This is a genomic window from Mycobacterium sp., from assembly GCF_035603715.1.
In the GTDB taxonomy this organism is placed as follows: Bacteria; Actinomycetota; Actinomycetes; order Mycobacteriales; family Mycobacteriaceae; genus Mycobacterium.
On sequence record NZ_DATNJW010000409.1, the window covers coordinates 1 to 17,624 of the forward strand.

At 66.0% G+C, this 17,624-nt stretch carries 12 protein-coding genes and 1 pseudogene; 5 read left to right on the forward strand and 8 right to left on the reverse strand.

Annotation, left to right across the window (positions count from 1 at the left end):
• Positions 1-1,332: aldehyde dehydrogenase (locus tag VN856_RS16885; protein ID WP_325691014.1), on the reverse strand; the 1,332-nt coding region annotated here is incomplete at its 3' end.
• A 45-nt stretch (positions 1,333-1,377) separates the two neighbouring features.
• A complete protein-coding gene (locus VN856_RS16890; protein WP_325691016.1) occupies positions 1,378-2,145 on the reverse strand; it encodes a class I SAM-dependent methyltransferase in 768 nt (255 codons plus the stop codon).
• Positions 2,146-2,183: 38 nt separating this feature from the next.
• Between VN856_RS16890 and VN856_RS16895 the strand changes: the two genes are divergently transcribed.
• Positions 2,184-3,338: a glycosyltransferase family 4 protein gene (locus VN856_RS16895; protein ID WP_325691018.1), complete on the forward strand. Its 1,155-nt coding sequence runs from the start codon at positions 2,184-2,186 to the stop codon at positions 3,336-3,338.
• 10 nt (positions 3,339-3,348) lie between these two features.
• Here VN856_RS16895 and VN856_RS16900 read toward each other — a convergent pair whose 3' ends face one another.
• Both VN856_RS16900 and VN856_RS16905 read right to left on the reverse strand, forming a co-directional pair.
• Positions 3,349-5,055 carry a hypothetical protein gene (locus tag VN856_RS16900; protein ID WP_325691035.1) on the reverse strand — a complete coding sequence of 569 codons (1,707 nt, stop codon included), beginning with the start codon at positions 5,053-5,055 and terminating at the stop codon, positions 3,349-3,351.
• 36 nt (positions 5,056-5,091) lie between these two features.
• Entirely contained in the window at positions 5,092-6,342 is a 1,251-nt protein-coding gene (locus VN856_RS16905) for a DUF3068 domain-containing protein (RefSeq protein WP_325691020.1), read from the reverse strand.
• Between the two features lie 205 nt (positions 6,343-6,547).
• Here VN856_RS16905 and VN856_RS16910 point away from each other — a divergent pair.
• Positions 6,548-7,726, forward strand: a pseudogene (locus VN856_RS16910) (acyltransferase family protein).
• Here the strand turns inward: VN856_RS16910 and VN856_RS16915 are convergent.
• The 3 genes from VN856_RS16915 to VN856_RS16925 all read right to left on the reverse strand — a co-directional run bounded on the left by VN856_RS16915 (position 7,692) and on the right by VN856_RS16925 (position 12,046).
• Positions 7,692-9,164: an AMP-binding protein gene (locus VN856_RS16915; protein ID WP_325691022.1), complete on the reverse strand. Its 1,473-nt coding sequence runs from the start codon at positions 9,162-9,164 to the stop codon at positions 7,692-7,694. The pseudogene VN856_RS16910 and the gene VN856_RS16915 overlap by 35 nt on opposite strands.
• Complete coding sequence (locus tag VN856_RS16920) at positions 9,161-10,141, reverse strand: phosphotriesterase-related protein (protein ID WP_325691023.1); 981 nt, start codon at positions 10,139-10,141, stop codon at positions 9,161-9,163. The genes VN856_RS16915 and VN856_RS16920 overlap by 4 nt, the downstream gene beginning before the upstream one ends.
• A 69-nt stretch (positions 10,142-10,210) precedes the next feature.
• Positions 10,211-12,046 (reverse strand): acyl-CoA dehydrogenase, encoded by a 1,836-nt coding sequence (locus tag VN856_RS16925; RefSeq protein WP_325691025.1) that lies wholly within the window; start codon positions 12,044-12,046, stop codon positions 10,211-10,213.
• 182 nt (positions 12,047-12,228) lie between these two features.
• Between VN856_RS16925 and VN856_RS16930 the strand changes: the two genes are divergently transcribed.
• From VN856_RS16930 to VN856_RS16940, 3 genes are all read left to right on the forward strand, one after another.
• Entirely contained in the window at positions 12,229-12,909 is a 681-nt protein-coding gene (locus VN856_RS16930; protein WP_325691027.1) for a TetR/AcrR family transcriptional regulator, read from the forward strand.
• A gap of 9 nt (positions 12,910-12,918) precedes the next feature.
• Positions 12,919-13,860, forward strand: a complete 942-nt coding sequence (locus VN856_RS16935; RefSeq protein ID WP_325691029.1) for a R2-like ligand-binding oxidase — start codon at positions 12,919-12,921, stop codon at positions 13,858-13,860.
• 136 nt (positions 13,861-13,996) lie between these two features.
• Entirely contained in the window at positions 13,997-17,134 is a 3,138-nt protein-coding gene (locus VN856_RS16940) for an ATP-binding protein (RefSeq protein ID WP_325691031.1), read from the forward strand.
• Between the two features lie 8 nt (positions 17,135-17,142).
• Here VN856_RS16940 and VN856_RS16945 read toward each other — a convergent pair.
• A partial coding sequence (locus VN856_RS16945) for an aldehyde dehydrogenase family protein (RefSeq protein ID WP_325691033.1) occupies positions 17,143-17,624 on the reverse strand: 482 nt, incomplete at its 5' end.

Here is a 17,624-nt window from a genome sequence, read left to right on the forward strand (position 1 = left end):
GGTGCCGGTGCGGATCTGCTCGGAGATCTCGATGCCGCGCGGCACGTCGCTGGTCCACACACTGCCGGCCAGTCCGTACGCCGAGTCGTTGGCGATCTTGATCGCGTCCTCTTCGGTGTCGTAGGGAATGATGCTCAGCACCGGCCCGAAGATCTCCTCCTGCGCGATCGTCATGCTGTTGTCGACGTCGGCGAACACGGTCGGCTGGATGTAAAAGCCGTTGTCCAGTCCTTCGGGGCGGCCACCGCCGGTCACCAGTCGGGCGCCCTCCTCGATGCCCTTGGCGATGTAACCCTCGACACGGGCGCGCTGCTTCTCCGAGATCAGCGAGCCGATCTGCGCGCCCGCGTCCGACGGCGGACCGACGGGGAGCGAGGCCGCGAAATTGCCTACCGCTTCGACGATTTCGTCGTACCGCGACCGGGGAGCCAGGATGCGGGTCTGGGCCACGCAGGCCTGCCCGCTGTTCATGACCCCGGAGAACACCAGCATCGGCACCGAAGCGGCCAGGTCGACGTCCTCCAGCAGGATGGCTGCCGACTTTCCGCCGAGTTCCAGGGTGCACGGCTTGAGCATCTCGGCCGCGCGCTTGCCGATCTCCTTACCGACAGCCGAGCTTCCGGTGAACGAGAAGATGTCGATGTCGGGGTTGGACGTCAGCGCCTGTCCGGTCTCGATCCCGCCGGGGACGATCGACAACACGCCCTCGGGTAGGCCGGCCTCGGCGAACACCTCCGCCAAAGCATTTGCGCTCAGCGGTGTTTCGGCGGCCGGCTTCAGCACCACCGTGCAGCCGGCCAGCAACGCCGGGCCCAGCTTGTTGATCGCCAAGAACAGCGGCACGTTCCACGCCACGATCGCGCCCACCACGCCGAGCGGTTCACGATGGACGATGGTCTGGCCGTATCCGCCGTTGCGGACTTCCTGCCACTTGACCTGGTCGACAGCCGGGCCGGCGAAGAAGTTCAGGCACGCAACCCCACTCATCCACTGCATGGTCTCGAGGGACATCGGCGGCTGGCCGGTTTCGTCGCCGAGGAGCTTGAGAAAGAGGTCTTTGCGCTCCTCCATTAGTTTGAGCGCGCCGGCGATGACCGCCGCCCGCTCCTTCGGCGGTGTCGAGGGCCAGGGGCCGTGGTCGAAAGCGTTGCGGGCCGCCGCGACCGCGGCGTCGACGTCGGCTGCCGCCGCCAGCGGCACCTTGCCGGCGTACTCGCCGGTGGCCGGGCAGTGCACCTCGATGACTTCAGACGTCGACGGCTCAGTCCACTTGCCGCCGATGAAAAGCTTGTCGTACTCCGTTGTAGCTTGCTCCGTTGTGACGTGGCTCATGGCCGCCACCCTACCCAAGCCGGGGCGAAACGAGAACACGTTTCATTACTGCGGCCGGAGCACCAGCACAAGATTGCTCACGAGGAACTCACGCACCACCGGTATTGCGGTCAGCCCCCATGCCCATTTCGGGTGGTAGCGCGGGAACGCAGCGATCAGCGCCCCTGTGCTGGCGGCCCAGTCCAGGCCGTCCGCCGCGGACACCGCGAACAACGACGACCCGTAGTTGTTCTTGGCCGGGTGGCCGTGTTTGCGGGCATACCGTGCGGCGGCGCGGGTGCCGCCGAGGTAATGGGTCAAGCCCATCTCATGGCCACCGAACGGGCCGAGCCAGACGGTGTAGGACAGCACGACAAGGCCACCGGGCCTGGTGACCCGGAGCATCTCGCCCCCGAGCTGCCAGGGCCGCGGCACGTGCTCGGCAACATTGGAGGACAGGCAGATGTCCACGGTGTCGTCGGCGAAGGGCAGCGCCATGCCCGACGCTCGGACGAACGTTGCCCGTTCACGCGGGAAAACCGGCCCCGCAGCATGCATTTCACTCGGGTCCGGCTCCACGCCGATGTAGCGGACCCCGGCGTCGGCGAAGGCCGTCGCGAAGTATCCGGGGCCGCCACCGACGTCGAGCAGGCTGCGACCGACCGGGCGCTCGCCGTGGATGCCCCGCCAGAGGTCGCCGACCATGTTCGCGGTGTCGGCGGCCAGCGGGCCGTAGAACCGGGCCGGGGCGCGCTGCTCGTGGCGAAAGCTCGACAGCAGCCGCACCGAGCGGCGCAACGTCGCCCGCCGCGCGAACAGGTCAGTCACGGCCACCGGCCAACCCTAAAGCCCCGCATCGCTAGGCTGTCCGAATGTCTGGTGTGCGCTCGGTGCTGCTTTTGTGCTGGCGCGATACCGGACATCCCCAGGGCGGCGGGAGTGAGACCTACCTGCAACGCATCGGCGCCCAGCTGGCCGCTGCCGGCGTCGACGTCACGCTGCGAACCGCGCGCTACCCAGGCGCGGCGCGGCGCGAAGTCATCGACGGCGTGCGAATCCGTCGCGCGGGCGGCCGATACTCGGTCTACGTGTGGGCGCTGCTGGCGATGGCGGCGGCCAGGCTGGACATCGGACCGCTGCGACGGGTGCAACCGGACGTGGTCGTCGACACCCAGAACGGTTTGCCCTTCCTGGCCCGGCTGGTCTACGGCCGGCGGGTCGCGGTGCTGGTGCACCACTGCCACCGCGAGCAGTGGCCGGTGGCCGGCTGGTTCTTCAGCAGGCTCGGCTGGTTCGTCGAATCGTGGTTGTCGCCCAAGCTGCATCGCCGAAACCAGTATGTGACGGTGTCACTGCCGTCGGCCCGCGACTTGGTCGGCCTGGGTGTGGACAACGAGCGAATTGCCGTGGTACGCAACGGTCTCGACGAGGCCCCGGCGTCGTCGTTGGGTGGCCCGCGGGCGGTGACGCCGCGAGTGCTGGTGCTGTCACGGCTGGTGCCGCACAAGCAGATTGAAGATGCACTGACCGCCGTGGCCGAGCTGCGACCGTCGATACCCGACCTGCATCTCGACATCGTCGGCGGCGGGTGGTGGTCGCATCGGCTGACCGATCACGCGATGCGGCTGGGTATCAGCGACGCGGTGACATTTCACGGGCACGTCGACGACACCGCCAAACACCATGTCATGCAACAGGCTTGGGTGCACGTGCTGCCGTCACGCAAAGAAGGCTGGGGTCTGGCGGTCATCGAGGCGGCCCAGCACGCGGTGCCCACCATCGGTTACCGGTCGTCCGGCGGGTTGGCCGACTCGATCATCGACGGAGTGACCGGCGTGCTGGTCGACGGCCACGACGAACTGGTAAGTCGGCTGCAGCAGTTGCTTACCGATCCGGTGCTGCGCGATCAGCTCGGCGCCAAGGCACAAGCGCGTAGCGCCGAATTCTCCTGGAAGCAAAGCGCGGACGCGATGCGCACGGTGCTGGAATCGGTCGTCGCCGGCAACCGCGTCACCGGAGTGGTGTAGCGGTCACGCCTTACCCCGCTACCGAACGAGTCCGTTGCCGCCGACTGGTCACTATTGCCCCGACCGCTCCGGTGATCAGCATGGTCAGCCAGGCCAGGTGCGCGATCATGACGGTCGCCCGCCGGCCCGTCGACGCACCGGCTGTTGCGCCGCCGACGCGATACAACACCAGGTCGCGTCCGCGGTAAACCACCGGTAAACGCCCGAATGTCTCTGCGGCCGAACCCATATCGCCGGGTGTGCCCAATTCGACCACCAGCCACCCCACCCCGGCCCGACGGAGATCAGCCGAATCGCCACCGGCCAAGAGCAGCTGCTGCACATCGCGGGCCCGGTTTCCCTCGCCGAGAACCGTTGCCCCCGCAATGGTCAGGTCGCCCGTGGTCAGGACATCAGCGCGCAGCCAGCGCGGCAGCGGATCCAGCACCGGCGCCGGACCGGACCAGGCGAATCGCCGCATGGTGTCGGCCGGCAACGCCGCGACCTCAGCGGGCTCGCGGTTGATCGCCGCCGCAACGGCCGGCCAGTCGCTCGGATAACGCACCGACTCGACCTTTCCCCCTACGCCCCAAGCCAAATCGGGAAGCGACAGCACCAGCGCGGCGCAGCACAACAGCGCCGCGGACGCGGGCGGCAACCAGCGCCGCAACGTCAGCACCGCGCCCGCGGCAGCCAGCGCGTAGCCGGGCATCGCCAACGCGACCCACTTCTGCCCGTCGCGCAGCACGCCCAGCCCGGGCGCGGCGTCGACCAGCGTGTACAGGACGGCCAAGCCCGGGCCGGTGGCCATCGCCGCGGGTATCAGCACCGACGCCATCGCCAGTAGCAGCAACGGCAGCGCCGTCCGGTGACGCCTCAGCGTGACGACTCCCGCCGCAACCACGGCGAGCAGCACAACCGCCGACAGAACTGCGAAAAGCGTTGCCCGCGAAGCCGGCACGGAATCACCGTTCCAGATTCCACCCAGGCCGGCCAGACTGCCGAGTGTGCCCAGACCGGGCTCGGCCCGTGCCGCGAACGCGGCAATGCCTGGCGGACGACCCCACACGTGATCCGTCGACGACAGACCCAGTGCCGCTGCCGTCAACCACGGTAGCGCCGCTACCACGGCATCGGTCATTGCGATCGCGGCGCAACGCCAACGGGGAGTTCCGGTACCCGGCGCCGCGACACAGGCCAACCCGACCGTGGCGGCCAGCAGCAGGCCGGTCGGAGTGAGCCCGGCCAGCGCAATCCAGAACGCCAGCCCGAAAATGCCTGGCCAGATTGCCTTTTCGTTTGATCGAAGCGTCAGCATGCTGGTGGCCACCCATGGCAGGCAGCCGTAGCCGAGCAGCAGACTCCAGTGTCCCTGCAGGAGCCGTTCGCCGACGTAGGGATTCCAGATCGCCAGCGTGATCGCTGAAAACTGGCCGCCGGCACCGGATTCCGGCAACACCTGCGCGACCAGTCGAGCCGCGCCCCAGCCCGCCAGCCACAGTCCAACGACGAGCAATGCCTTCACCACCAGGCCGCCGTCGATACATCGCGAAGAAAGCGCGATCGCAAAATCCTGTGGCGTGGCCCGCGGCGCCGAAACCAACCCGAGAGCGCTATCGGACAGATAGGACCGCGGTGTGGAGACCGCGTCTCGCAGCAATAAATAGCCGGGGCTCAGCAGGGGCGCCACCACCAGCAGCGTCAGCGTCAGCGCGTACCCGGGACGGGACCAGCGCAGAGCCCAGTGGGGTGCCGCCCGCACTCGCCCAGCTAGCTAGGTCAGGTCGGGCGGACCCGACGTCGAAGGACCTCCCGAACTCGACGAGCCCTGATCTCGCTTGGCGTCCTTGGGCTGAGTGGGAATCTTCTCGGTCTCCGCTTCGGCGCCGGGTACTCGCGCCGGCGGCGGCTCGCCGCGGCCGAAGAAGCCACCTTGGTCGGCTGCGTCCGGATCGGGTTCGGCCAGCGCGGTCTCGGTCCGCAAGCTGAACGAGCCGAGCAACAGCCCACCGATCAGCGCGATCACACCGGCCGCAGTGAAGGTGATGGGCAGGACACGGGACCACAGTGCCAACCGGTCGCGCTCATCGCGCGCGGCGTTGACCTGCGACTCGACCGATCCCTCGTTGGAGGTGATGGTGTAGTCGACCAGCGTCACCTCGGGCTTCAACGCGTCGCGGGCGTAGTAGTGATTGGCGCGCTCTTTTTCTTTGACGATGGTCCCCGACTCCGGGTCCACCCAAAACGTCCGTTGCGCCGCGTAATAGCGCGTCATCGTGATCTTCTCGTCCGGATCGCCCGGCAAGCCCCACATCGCTGCGGTGTTGGTGACCTTGCTGTCCGCGTCGTCGGCGTACAGCGACGGGTATCTGATCGGCTCCGCCAGCTTGCCGTCGGCGTCGTAGCCGACGTCCTGGGTGAACTTGTACGCGGACAGGCCGTTGACGTCTTCTTCGCCGGTGTAGTTGGCCTCGAAGGCCTTCTGCGCGATCGGGTCGAAGTACGAGTACGAGCGCTTCTCGGTATGGAACGGGAATCGATAGGACAAGCCGTCGTGCGGCAACGCGATGTTGGTGGCCGGGCTTTCGTCCTTGAACCCACGCGGCTTCTGCACCGCGCCGCCGGGGTGAGTGTCGTCGGACACCGCTGACGCGGTTTTCCGGTTGAGGGTGACGGTGTCGACCAGGGCGAGCAGCAGGCCGGAATCCTTTTGCTTGTCGCTGCGCCGAACCGAGCTACCCACTTGCAACGTGACGACATCGGCGTTGGCCGGAGATTCGACGTCGATCTGCTGCTGTGAGACCAGCGGCACGTTCTTGTCAACCACGAGCTTCGGGCTGTACAGCGAGGCGGGGTCCACAGCTGTCCCAGTGCCTTCGCCGATTACCGTCGCGTCCAGATTGAGCGGAATCTTGGTGATCCTGCTACCGGTGTAGGTCCACAACAACAGCGCGGCAATCAACAACGCGGCTCCGAGTCCCATGATCCCGCACGCGGCCATCCGCAACATGACTGCTCGGTTCACGTTGCCGTGACCTCCTTCTGGTCTCGTTCGGTTCAGGCCACCAAACCTGTTCCGCCCCGAACCCCCGGGACCTGGGGTTCTACCCGCTTACCCTGCTGCAGCCAAGCAAAACTCGTTCGACCCTAACAGCATTATTTAAGGTCGCCCTTTATGTCCCCACGGTGGGTAAATCGGGTGTACCTCATTCACCGGGCACACTGTCACCATGACGGATAGCGAGCTGGTTGGCGGCACTCGCCGCTTCCTGCCCGCCGTCGAGGGAATGCGGGCCTGCGCGGCGATCGGAGTCGTCATCACCCACGTCGCGTTTGACACCGGGCATTACGGCGGGGTCGACGGTCGGCTGTTCGGCCGCTTCGATCTGGCGGTGGCGGTGTTCTTCGCGTTGTCGGGCTTCCTGCTGTGGCGCAGTCATGCCGCGGCCGCGCGCGGTCTGGCGTCACGCCCGTCCACCGCTCACTACCTGCGATCGCGGGTGGTCCGCATCATGCCGGCCTATTTGGTTGCCGTCGTGGTGATTCTGACGCTGCTGCCGGACGGCAATCACCCGAATCTGACCGTGTGGCTGGCGAATCTGTCGCTCACCCAGGTGTATGTCCCACTGACGCTGACCGCCGGACTGACTCAGATGTGGAGCCTGTCGGTCGAAGTCACTTTCTACCTCGCGTTGCCGATCCTTGCGATGCTGGCGGCGTGACTACCAGTTCGGGCCCGGGTACCGGTGATCGCCGTTCTGGCTGTCGCGAGCTGGTTTTGGGGCTGGATCCCGTTCGCCGCTACACCCGGTCTCAACCCGTTGACCTGGCCGCCGGCCTTCTTCTCCTGGTTCGCCGCGGGCATGCTGCTGGCCGAGTGGATCCACAGCCCGCTCGGATGGCCGCACCGGCTGGCCCGACGCCGGCTGATGATGGCCGTCGCGGCGGCGGCGGCCTACCTGGTCGCCGCTTCACCGCTGGCCGGGCCGGCCGGGTTGATTCCGAGCAGCCCCGCGCAATTCACCGTGAAGACCGCGATGGGGGCGCTCGTGGCGGCGGGTCTGGTGGCGCCGCTGGTCCTCGACCGGCCCGACGAAAGCCATCGGCTGCTGGGCAGCGCCCCGATGGTGACGCTCGGACGCTGGTCCTACGGCATCTTCATCTGGCACCTTGCCGCGCTGGCGATGGTGTTCCCGGTGATCGGTCAGTTCTCGTTCCGGGGACACATGCCCGAGGTGCTGGCGCTGACGCTGGTGTTCAGTGTCGCCATCGCCGCGGTGAGCTATGCGCTCGTCGAATCACCGTGCCGGGAAGCGTTGCGGCGCTGGGAATCGCGCACCAAACAACCCCCCGCCCCAGGAGATGGCGATGCGGTCAGCCCGCGTCAAGAAGACGCAGTCGCGCCATGATCTCGTTGCGGACCGCGGAGCGGCGTGCCTTGCCGGCGTCATCACGTAACGGGGTGTCGACGAACTCGACGGTCTCGGGCACCTTGTAACCGGCGATGCGCTCGCGCAAAAACGCTTGCACCGTCTGCTCGTCCAGTGCCGACCCGGCCTGGACCATGGCGTACGGCACTTGCCCCAGATCTTCATGCGGCACACCAACAACCAAGCAGGACAGCACATCCGGATGCTCGGAGAGCGCGGCCTCGACCTCGGCTGGGTACACGTTGCGGCCGCCGACGGTGAACATGTCGACCCGGCGGTCCGAGATGTACAGGAACCCGTCGGCGTCGAAGTAGCCGAGGTCGCCGAGCGAATCCCAGCCGTCGCGTGATTTCGCGGTGGCGCCGACATAGCGATAGGTGGGTGCGCTGCCCGGGCTGGGTCGCATGTAGATCTCACCCATTTCGCCGGGCGGACATGGGTTGCCATCATCGTCGAGCACCTTCATCTCACCGGCCACGACGATGCCGACCGAGCCGCGGTGAGTCAGCCACTGGTCACCGGAGATGAACGTCAACGCCTGTAATTCCGTGCCGCCGTAGAGTTCCCAGACTTTCTCGGGCCCGAGCAGGTCGATCCACGCCTGTTTGATGGCGGGTGGGCACGGCGCACCCAGGTGCCAGAACCGGCGGAGCGTCGACAGGTCGTAGGCGTCGGGGTTGTCGTGGTAGACCGGTAGCGCCCGCTGCATGATGGTCGGCACCGTCGTCAGGAAGGTGACTCCGTGATCGCTGATCAGCCGGAGGAATTTCTCCGGCTCGAAGCGGCTCATCAGCACGAGGTGGTGGCGCATCAGCAGAGCGATGGTCGCGGTGGTGAAGCCGGTGTTGTGCGACAGGGGCACCGGCACCAACGTGGTGTCGCCCTCCTGCGCGCCCAGCGGATAGCCGATGGCGGCGGGGATCCGGCTGTCGCCACCGGATTCGATCAGTTTGGGCCGACCCGTGCTGCCGCCTGACCCCATCGCCTTCCAGACTGGCGACACCGCCTCCGGTAGTTCCTCGTCGGACAATTCCGGGTCGGGACTGAAACCGGCTGGAACGCTTGTTATCTCGGGGTGCTCGCGGCCGACCAGCAAACTCGGCGGCCGCAATTCCAGCAGACCGGCCAGCTCGGCGTCGGGCAGCCGTGCCGATAGTGGCTGGGGTACGGCGCCCAGCTTCCAGCACGCGACCGCGGCCTGGATCCACTCGATCGAATTGGGCAGCACCATCGTCACGTAGTCGCCGACCCCGACACCGCGCGCGGCGTAGGCGCGGGCCAACCTGTTCGTCGAGCGGTCGAGCTCGCCGCGGGTCAGCGTGCGCCCGTCACAGGTGACGGCCGGTTCGTCGGGAGCGAGCGAGGCCAGCGCGGAGATCTGTACACCAATCGGCGGGACCAGCTCGGCTCCCGTCACTGGTAGGAGCCCTGCCGCTCGAAGATGCGGCGCGGATTGTCGACGAGCATGGTGTGCAGTTGCTCGTCGGTGACGCCGCGTTGTTTGAGGGCGGGGATCACGTCGTTGTGGATGTGCAGGTAGTGCCAATTCGGCGCCATCTGTGGCACCAGCTCTTCGGGGATCGCGTCGAAGTAGCAGTTGGCATCGTGGGACAACACCATCTTGTCGGCGTGCCCGCGCTCGCACATCGTCGCCACGATGCCCACCCGCTCCTCGAACGGCAGGAGCACATCAAGGCCGAAACGGTCCATCCCGAGGTAAGACCCGGCGGCGATGAGTTCTTCGAGGTAGCCGACGTCGGTGCTGTCGCCGGAGTGCCCGATGATCACCCGGGTCAGGTCGACGCCCTCCTCCTCGAAGATCTTCTGCTGCTCGAGCCCGCGCCGCAGCCCGGCGTGGGTATGCGTGGAGATCGGCACCCCGGTCCGCTTGTGCGCCTGGGCGACGGCGCGCAACACCCGCTCGACACCGGGTGTGACACCGGGTTCGTCGGTGGCGCACTTGAGGATTCCCGCCTTGACGCCGGTGTCGGCGATGCCCTCCTCGATGTCGCGGACGAACATGTCGGACATGATCTCCGGGCCGCCCAGCATGCCGCCGGGGCCCTCGTAGTGGAAACGAAACGGTATGTCGTTGTAGGTGTACAGACCCGTCGCGACGATGATGTTCAGGTCGGTGGCGGCGGCAACACGGGCGATCCGTGGGATGTAGCGGCCCAGCCCGATCACGGTGAGGTCGACGATGGTGTCGACGCCGCGCGACTTCAGTTCGTTGAGCCGATCGATGGCATCGGCCACCCGTTTGTCTTCGTCGCCCCATGCCTCCGGGTAGTTCATCGCGATTTCCGTGGTCATGATGAACACGTGCTCGTGCATGAGCGTGACGCCGATATCAGTGGTGTTGACAGGTCCCTGAGCGGTATTCACTAACGACACGTAGCCGACTCTAGGACGACGAATCGGCCTCCGTGGCCGGTTCGTGGAACGCAGGCTTCTTACCCGATGTCAGAAGGCCTCGTCATCGAGGTCCATCAGCGCGGTGGAGGTGCGGGCCAGGATTCCGCGCGTCGCGGTGAGCTCGGGCAGCACATTGCCGGCGAAGAACTGCGCCGCGGCGATCTTGCCCTCGTAGAACGGCTGATCCTTGCCGCCTGCACCGGAATCCAGTGCCCGCAAGGCGATTTCAGCATGCCAGAGCAGCTGCCAGCCGATCAGCAGATCGCCGACGGCGAGCAGGTAGCGCACCGAGCCGAGCCCGATCTTGTACAGGTCGCCCGGGGCTTCGGCCGATCCCATCAGGTGACCGGTCAGGGTGGCCGTCATCGCCTGCACGTCCTCCAGGGCGGTGCGCAGGTAGTCGCGTTCCACCTTCAGTCGCTGGTCGGCTGCCCCGCTGTCGATGAAGGACTGGATCTGCCCGGCCACATGCGCCAGCGCCACACCCTTGTCTCGCGCGATCTTCCGGAAGAAGAAATCCTGCGCCTGGATCGCGGTGGTGCCCTCGTACAGCGAGTCGATCTTCGCGTCGCGGATGTATTGCTCGATCGGATAGTCCTGCAGGAATCCCGAGCCGCCCAGCGTTTGCAGCGATTCGGTCAGGTACTGGTACGCCCGTTCCGAGCCCACACCCTTGACGATGGGCAACAGCAGGTCGTTGACCCGGTTCGCCGTTTCCGCATCGGCACCCGAGACCGCTTCGGCAACAACGGGATCCTGATGCGCGGCGGTGTAGAGATAGATCGCGCGCAATCCCTCGGCGTAGGCCTTCTGCATGATCAGCGAGCGCCGCACGTCGGGGTGCCGGGTGATCGGTACTCGCGGGGCGTTCTTGTCCATCATCTGGGTCATGTCCGCGCCCTGAATGCGCGTCTTGGCGTAATCGAGGGCGTTGAGGTAGCCGGTCGACAGTGTTCCCGACGATTTGATGCCGACCAGCATCCGCGCGTTCTCGATGACTTTGAACATCTGCGCGATGCCGTCGTGAATGTCGCCGACCAGCCAGCCCTTGGCCGGGATGCCGTGTGCGCCGAAGGTCAACTCGCACGTCGGCGAGGCTTTGTAGCCCATCTTGTGCTCGAGACCGGTCGCGAAAACTCCGTTGCGCCCGGTGATTTCGAAGCTGTCCCAGTCGAACAGGTGCTTCGGCACGACGAACAGGCTGAGACCCTTCGTACCCGAGCGGGCGCCCACCGGGCGCGCGAGCACGAGGTGCAAGATGTTCTCGACGGTGTCGCCGAGATCGCCTCCGGAAATGAACCGTTTGACACCTTCGATGTGCCACGAGCCGTCTGGTTGCTCGACGGCCTTGGTGCGGCCCGCCCCGACATCGGAGCCGGCGTCGGGTTCGGTCAGCACCATCGTCGCGCCCCAGCGTTGCTCGATCGCCGCATTGGCCAGCGTCCGCTGCTTCTCATTACCCAGCGCATAGAGAATGTCCGCCATGGCCGGACCGGCGTAGAAGAAGAACAGCGCCGGGTTGGCGCAGATGATCATCTCCAGCACCGCCCACACCACCGTCCGTGACACGGCGGTGCCACCGATCTCGGGCGTCACGCCGAGCCGCCACCATTCGGCGTCCCAAATCGCCTGCACCGTCTTACGAATCGGGTCGGGCACCGTGATGGTGTGTTCGTCGGGCAAGAACACCGGCGGTGTGCGGTCAGATGCCACGAATGAGTCGGCGACCGGACCTTGAGCGAACCTGGCCACCTCAGCCAGGATCTCGCGACTAGTCGCGCTGTCGAGTTCGCCGAGCGCTCCCGAATCCAGCAGATCCCCGAGAGCCAGCGCCTCGAACAGGTTGAACTCGATGTCACGCAGGTTGGCTTTGTAATGCCCCATGGCCGCCTCCTCGCGTAGCAGTATGTCGGGAATCGCCCTCTCACGAGGCTATTTCGGGGGTTCGAGAATTGCGTCCCACCTGGTTCGCGGCGGGAGTCGACGGCGATTATTTGGTGCAGACCCTTGAGAAGTGATATGGCTCACAGTAGAGTGACCAGTGGTCATTCAACCTCAGGAGGGCAATGCCGACGGTGACTTGGGCCCGCGTCGACCCCGCACGTCGTGCAGCGGTAGTCGAGGCCGCGGAGGCGGAATTCGGGGCGCACGGTTTTTCCGGCGGGAGCCTGAACGTCATCGCCCGACGTGCCGGGGTGGCCAAAGGCAGTCTGTTCCAGTACTTCGCCGACAAGCGCGACCTCTACGCGTTCATCACCGACGTCGTCAGCCAGCGAGTACGTGCCTACATGGAAGACCGGATCCGCCAGCTCGATCCGAGCCGGCCGTTCTTTGAATTCCTGACCGACTGGCTCGACGTGTGGGTCGCGTATTTCGCCGATCACCCGCACGAACGCGCGTTGCATGCGGCGGCGAGCATGGAGGTAGACACCGATGCCCGCGTCAGCGTGCGCAGCGTCATCCACCGTCACTACCTGGAAGTGCTGCGGCCCCTGGTGCGCGATGCCCAGGTCCGGGGCGACTTCCGCAAGGACGCCGACACCGAGGCGCTGATGTCCTTGTTGCTGTTGATCTTTCCGCACCTGGCGCTGGCGCCCTACATGCGCGGGCTGGATCCGATCCTCGGGCTCGACGAACCAAGCCCGGAGCAACCGGCGCTGGCGGTGCGCAGGCTGGTGGCCGTGTTGAGCGCAGCATTTTCTCCAATTTCCGCCGACAGCAGAGCAATTCGTTCGCAAAAGATCTGAGGAGGTCTGATGACACGCACACATTCAGGATCACTGGCTGCCGGCGGGCTGAACTGGGACAGCCTGCCGCTCAAGCTGTTCGCCGGTGGCAACGCGAAATTCTGGAATCCGGCCGACATCGACTTCTCGAGGGACCGTGCCGATTGGGAGCGACTGAACGAGGACGAACGCGATTTCGCCACCCGGTTGTGTGCGCAGTTCATCGCCGGCGAGGAAGCGGTCACCGAGGACATCCAGCCGTTCATGTCCGCAATGCGGGAAGAAGGACGGCTCGGCGACGAGATGTACCTGACTCAGTTCGCCTTCGAGGAGGCCAAGCACACGCAGGTGTTCCGGCTGTGGCTCGACGCCGTCGGGATGACCGAGGATCTACACAGCTACCTGGAACCGCTTCCGGCGTATCGAACGATGTTCTACGACGAGCTGCCGGACTGCCTCAACGCCTTGTCATCCGACTCGTCGCCGGCGGCCCAGATTCGGGCGTCGGTCACCTACAACCACGTCGTCGAGGGCATGTTGGCGCTGACTGGCTACTATGCGTGGCACAAGATCTGCGTGGAGCGCAACATCTTGCCCGGTATGCAGGAGTTGATCCGGCGGATCGGCGACGATGAGCGGCGGCACATGGCGTGGGGAACCTTCACCTGTCGCCGCCACGTTGCCGCCGACGACGCCAACTGGGACGTCTTCGAGTCGCGGATGAACGAGTTGATGCCGCTCGCTCTCGAGTCCACCCAGCAGGGTTTCGAGCTGTTCGAGGTGCTGCCGTTCAATCTGGTCAAGGAAGAGTTCGTGGAGTACGCCGCCGACAAGGGGATGCGCAGGTTCGGCACCATCTCCAGTGCGCGCGGCCGCCCGGTCGGCGAGATCGACCTCGACTACTCGCCGGTGCAGCTGGAGGACACGTTCGCTGCCGAAGACGAGAAAGCGCTGGCATCCGCCTCTGCGTAGGCCTTGTCTTCGTCTGTTCAATTGTCGCCGTATTGCGCTGGTGAACCTTATCCTTGGCGCAGTGGGGTAGGTCGGGGACGCGGACGGCGGTACTGGTGTGACGGTGGCCGAACTGGCGTGCCGCACATGTGGCACCATGCTTCGGGCAAACGCCAAGTTCTGTAACGAGTGCGGCGCAGCGACGGCTGTGACCGTCGCGACTGCCGAGTACAAACAGGTGACGGTGCTGTTCGCCGACGTCGTGCATTCAATGGATATCGCCGCGACCGTCGGTGCGGAACGACTACGCGAGATCATGGCCGCCCTCACAGACCGCTGCGCCGCAGTGGTGCGGCGGTACGGCGGCACCGTGGACAAGTTCACCGGCGACGGGATTATGGCCGTATTCGGTGCACCGATCGCTCTGGAGGACCACGCCTTTCGCGCTTCCGTCGCGGCCCTGGATATCCAGGCGGAGGCGACGAAACTAGCCCAGGAAATCGAAGCACGCGATGGCATCGACTTACAGCTACGGGTGGGCCTCAATTCCGGTGAGGTCATTGCCGGTGAAATCGGTTCGGGCTCCTTGGGTTACACGACGATTGGTGAGCAGGTCGGGATGGCCCAACGAATGGAGTCCGTAGCCCCGCCAGGTGGTGTGATGGTCAGTGAATCCACCGCGCGGTTGGTTGAGGACGTCGCGGTACTCGGCGAGCCAGAGTTGGTGCGCATCAAGGGCGCCAGGGATGCGGTGCCGGCACGTCGACTCATCGGCATGAACGCGCAGCCTCGGCGGAGCGGCCTGTCGCAATCGACGTTGGTGGGCCGGGGGTGGGAACTGGCCACGCTGACGGCGCTGCTGGATCGCTCGAGTGGTGGGCGTGGCGCGGTGGTGGGCGTGGTCGGCCCACCTGGCATCGGCAAGACTAGGCTCACCAGTGAAGTTAGTGTGCTCGCGAAAAGTCTTGGGATGGAGGTGTTTTCCACATTTTGTGAATCCCACGCCTCCGATGTGCCCTTTAATGTGGTGGCGCGTCTGCTGCGCGTCGTCACGCAGATCGGTGGCCTGGACGATCAGCCCGCCCGGCTGCGGTTGCGGGAGCGGTTTTCAGACGCCGATCCCGAGGACATGCTGCTGCTGGATGACCTGCTGAGTGTTGCCGATCCGGCTGTGCAGCTGCCCAAGATCGACCCGGACGCACGCCGACGGCGGTTGACCGCGTTGGTCAATACCGCCCAACTGGCTCGCACCCAACCGGCCGTGTTCGTCGTTGAGGACGTGCACTGGATCGACGAGATCAGTGATTCCATGCTCGCCGACTTTCTCGGCGTGATCGCCCAGACCCCCTCGATGATGCTGCTCACCTACCGCCCCGAATACCACGGAGCCCTGAAGAACGTCGGCGGCGCGCAGACCATTGCCCTTGCACCATTGAGCGATACCGAAACCTCGAATTTGGTTGATGAGCTGTTGGGTTCGCATCCATCGGTGGACGATATCGGCGCGATGATCGCCGGGCGTGCCGCGGGCAACCCGTTCTTCGTTCAGGAGATCGCTCGTGACCTCGCCGAACGGGGCGTACTCGTGGGTGAGTTGGGCGACTACGCCTGCGGCACCGACGTGGCCGAGGTCAGCGTGCCGGCCACGCTGCAGGCGACCATCGCGGCGCGCGCCGACCGACTCAGCCCGGCGGCCAAGAAAACCCTGGCGGCGGCGGCGGTCATCGGCTCCCGTTTCGATCGCGATCTGCTGGCCAGCCTCGAGGTCGACCCGGTTGTCGACGAGCTGATAGCCGCGGAGCTCGTCGACCAAGTGCGGTTCACCCCGTGCGCGGAGTACGCGTTTCGGCATCCGCTGATCCGCACAGTCGCCTACGAATCACAACTGAGGGCCGATCGCGCGAGGCTGCATCGACGGCTGGCTGCCACAATCGAAGCCCGCGAAGCGGAATCGGCCGAGCAGAACGCCGCACTGATCGCCGAACATTTAGAGGCAGCCGCTGATCTTCATGCCGCCTACGACTGGCATGTCCGCGCCGCGACATGGGCGACGAACCGCGACATCAACGCGGCGCGACACAGCTGGGAGCGCGCCCAGAAGATTGCCGACGGCCTACCCGCCGATAGCCCGGATCGGGCCGCGATGCGCATCGCCCCCCGCACCATGTTGTGTGGGATCGCTTACCGAGTCCAGATGAATGTCGTCGACGAGCGCTTCGACGAATTGCGGCAGTTGTGCGCCGCCGCTGGGGACACGGCATCACTGGCCGTCGGAATGGCCGGGCTAGTGGCGGACCACGTCTTCGGGGGCCGCATTCATGAGGCGTCACAGCTGGCCTCGGAAGCCTGGAACCTTGCCGAGTCGATCGGCGATCCGACTCTGACGGTTGGGCTGTCCTTCCCGTTGATCTACGCCAAGATGGAAATTGGTGATTGGCCTACCACGGAGCGTTGGTCACAACGAGTTATCCGCCTGGCTGACGGTGATGCGGCGCGCGGCAACTTCCTCTTTGGGTCTCCGTTGGCGGTTGCCTATGCGTCGCTCGGTTTGGCCGGGTGCTTCCTCGGTCGGCGTGGATGGCGAGACGACCAGCGGCGCGGCGTGGCCATCGCCCGCAGCGCCGACCCCATGTCATACGCCACTGTTTTCGGTTGGGTCTACAACGCGGGCATATCAGTTGGCGCGCTGAAGTCCGATGACCGCGCTATCGGCGAAATCGAGGAGGCCGTGCGGATCGCTGAACGATCAGGTGATGACCTCGCGGTGGCTCTCAGCCAGGTGACGCTCGGTGATGCGCTGGTGCATCGGCGAGGGGCCGAGGATTGTGACCGCGGACAGCAGCTGCTGGCCGAGGTCAGGGAGGTCTTCCTGCGGCTGGGGCGCAACTTGGGCGAGCTGCCGATCATCACCAGCTACTTGGCGCGTGAGAAGGCCAGGCGTGGAGGTCGCGATGAGGCGCTGCCGATCATGCGTGCCGCCGTCGACGATCTCGTCCACGCCGGACAACTGCTGTCATGGGGGCTTCCCGCGACGGGTGTCCTGGTCGAGACACTGCTCGACCGACGGACAGATGCCAACGTGGCCGAAGCGGAGGCCGCGATCGAGCGATTAGCCGCCGCGCCCACCGAAGAGGGTCTGGCTCTGCGCGACGTCTGGCTGCTGTGGCTCCGCGCCTTGCTCGCGCGAGCGCGCAGCGATGACCTCGCGTACGCCGACTTCCGTGGCCGCTACCGTGACATGGCGAAATCGCTTGGCTTCGAAGGACATATCGCCTGGGCCGAGGCGATGCCCTAACCCGGCGGTCAGCCCACCCAGACCGTCTTGGCGTTGCAGAACGCGCGGATGCCTAGGCCGGCGAGCTCGCGGCCGTAGCCCGACCGCTTGACGCCACCGAACCCGAGCTCGGGGTAGGACACCGTCATCCCGTTGATGAAGACCTGACCCGCCTCGATGTCGTCGATGAAACGTTCCTGCTCGGCCTCGTCGTTGGTCCAGGCGTTGGACCCCAATCCGAAGGTGGTGGCGTTGGCGATCTCGATGGCCTCGTCGATGCCCGACGCCCGGTACATAGAGGCGACCGGTCCGAAGACCTCTTCGGTGTAGAGCGCCATGTCCTTGGTGATCTCGGTGACCACCGTCGGCGGGTAGAACCAGCCCGGCTGGTCGGGGGTCTTGCCGCCGAGGCGGACCTTCGCGCCCGCGGCGACGGCGTCGTCGACCTGCTGGGCGATCTCGTCGCGGCCCGACTCGGTGGCCAGCGGACCCACGTCGGTGTCCGGGTCGG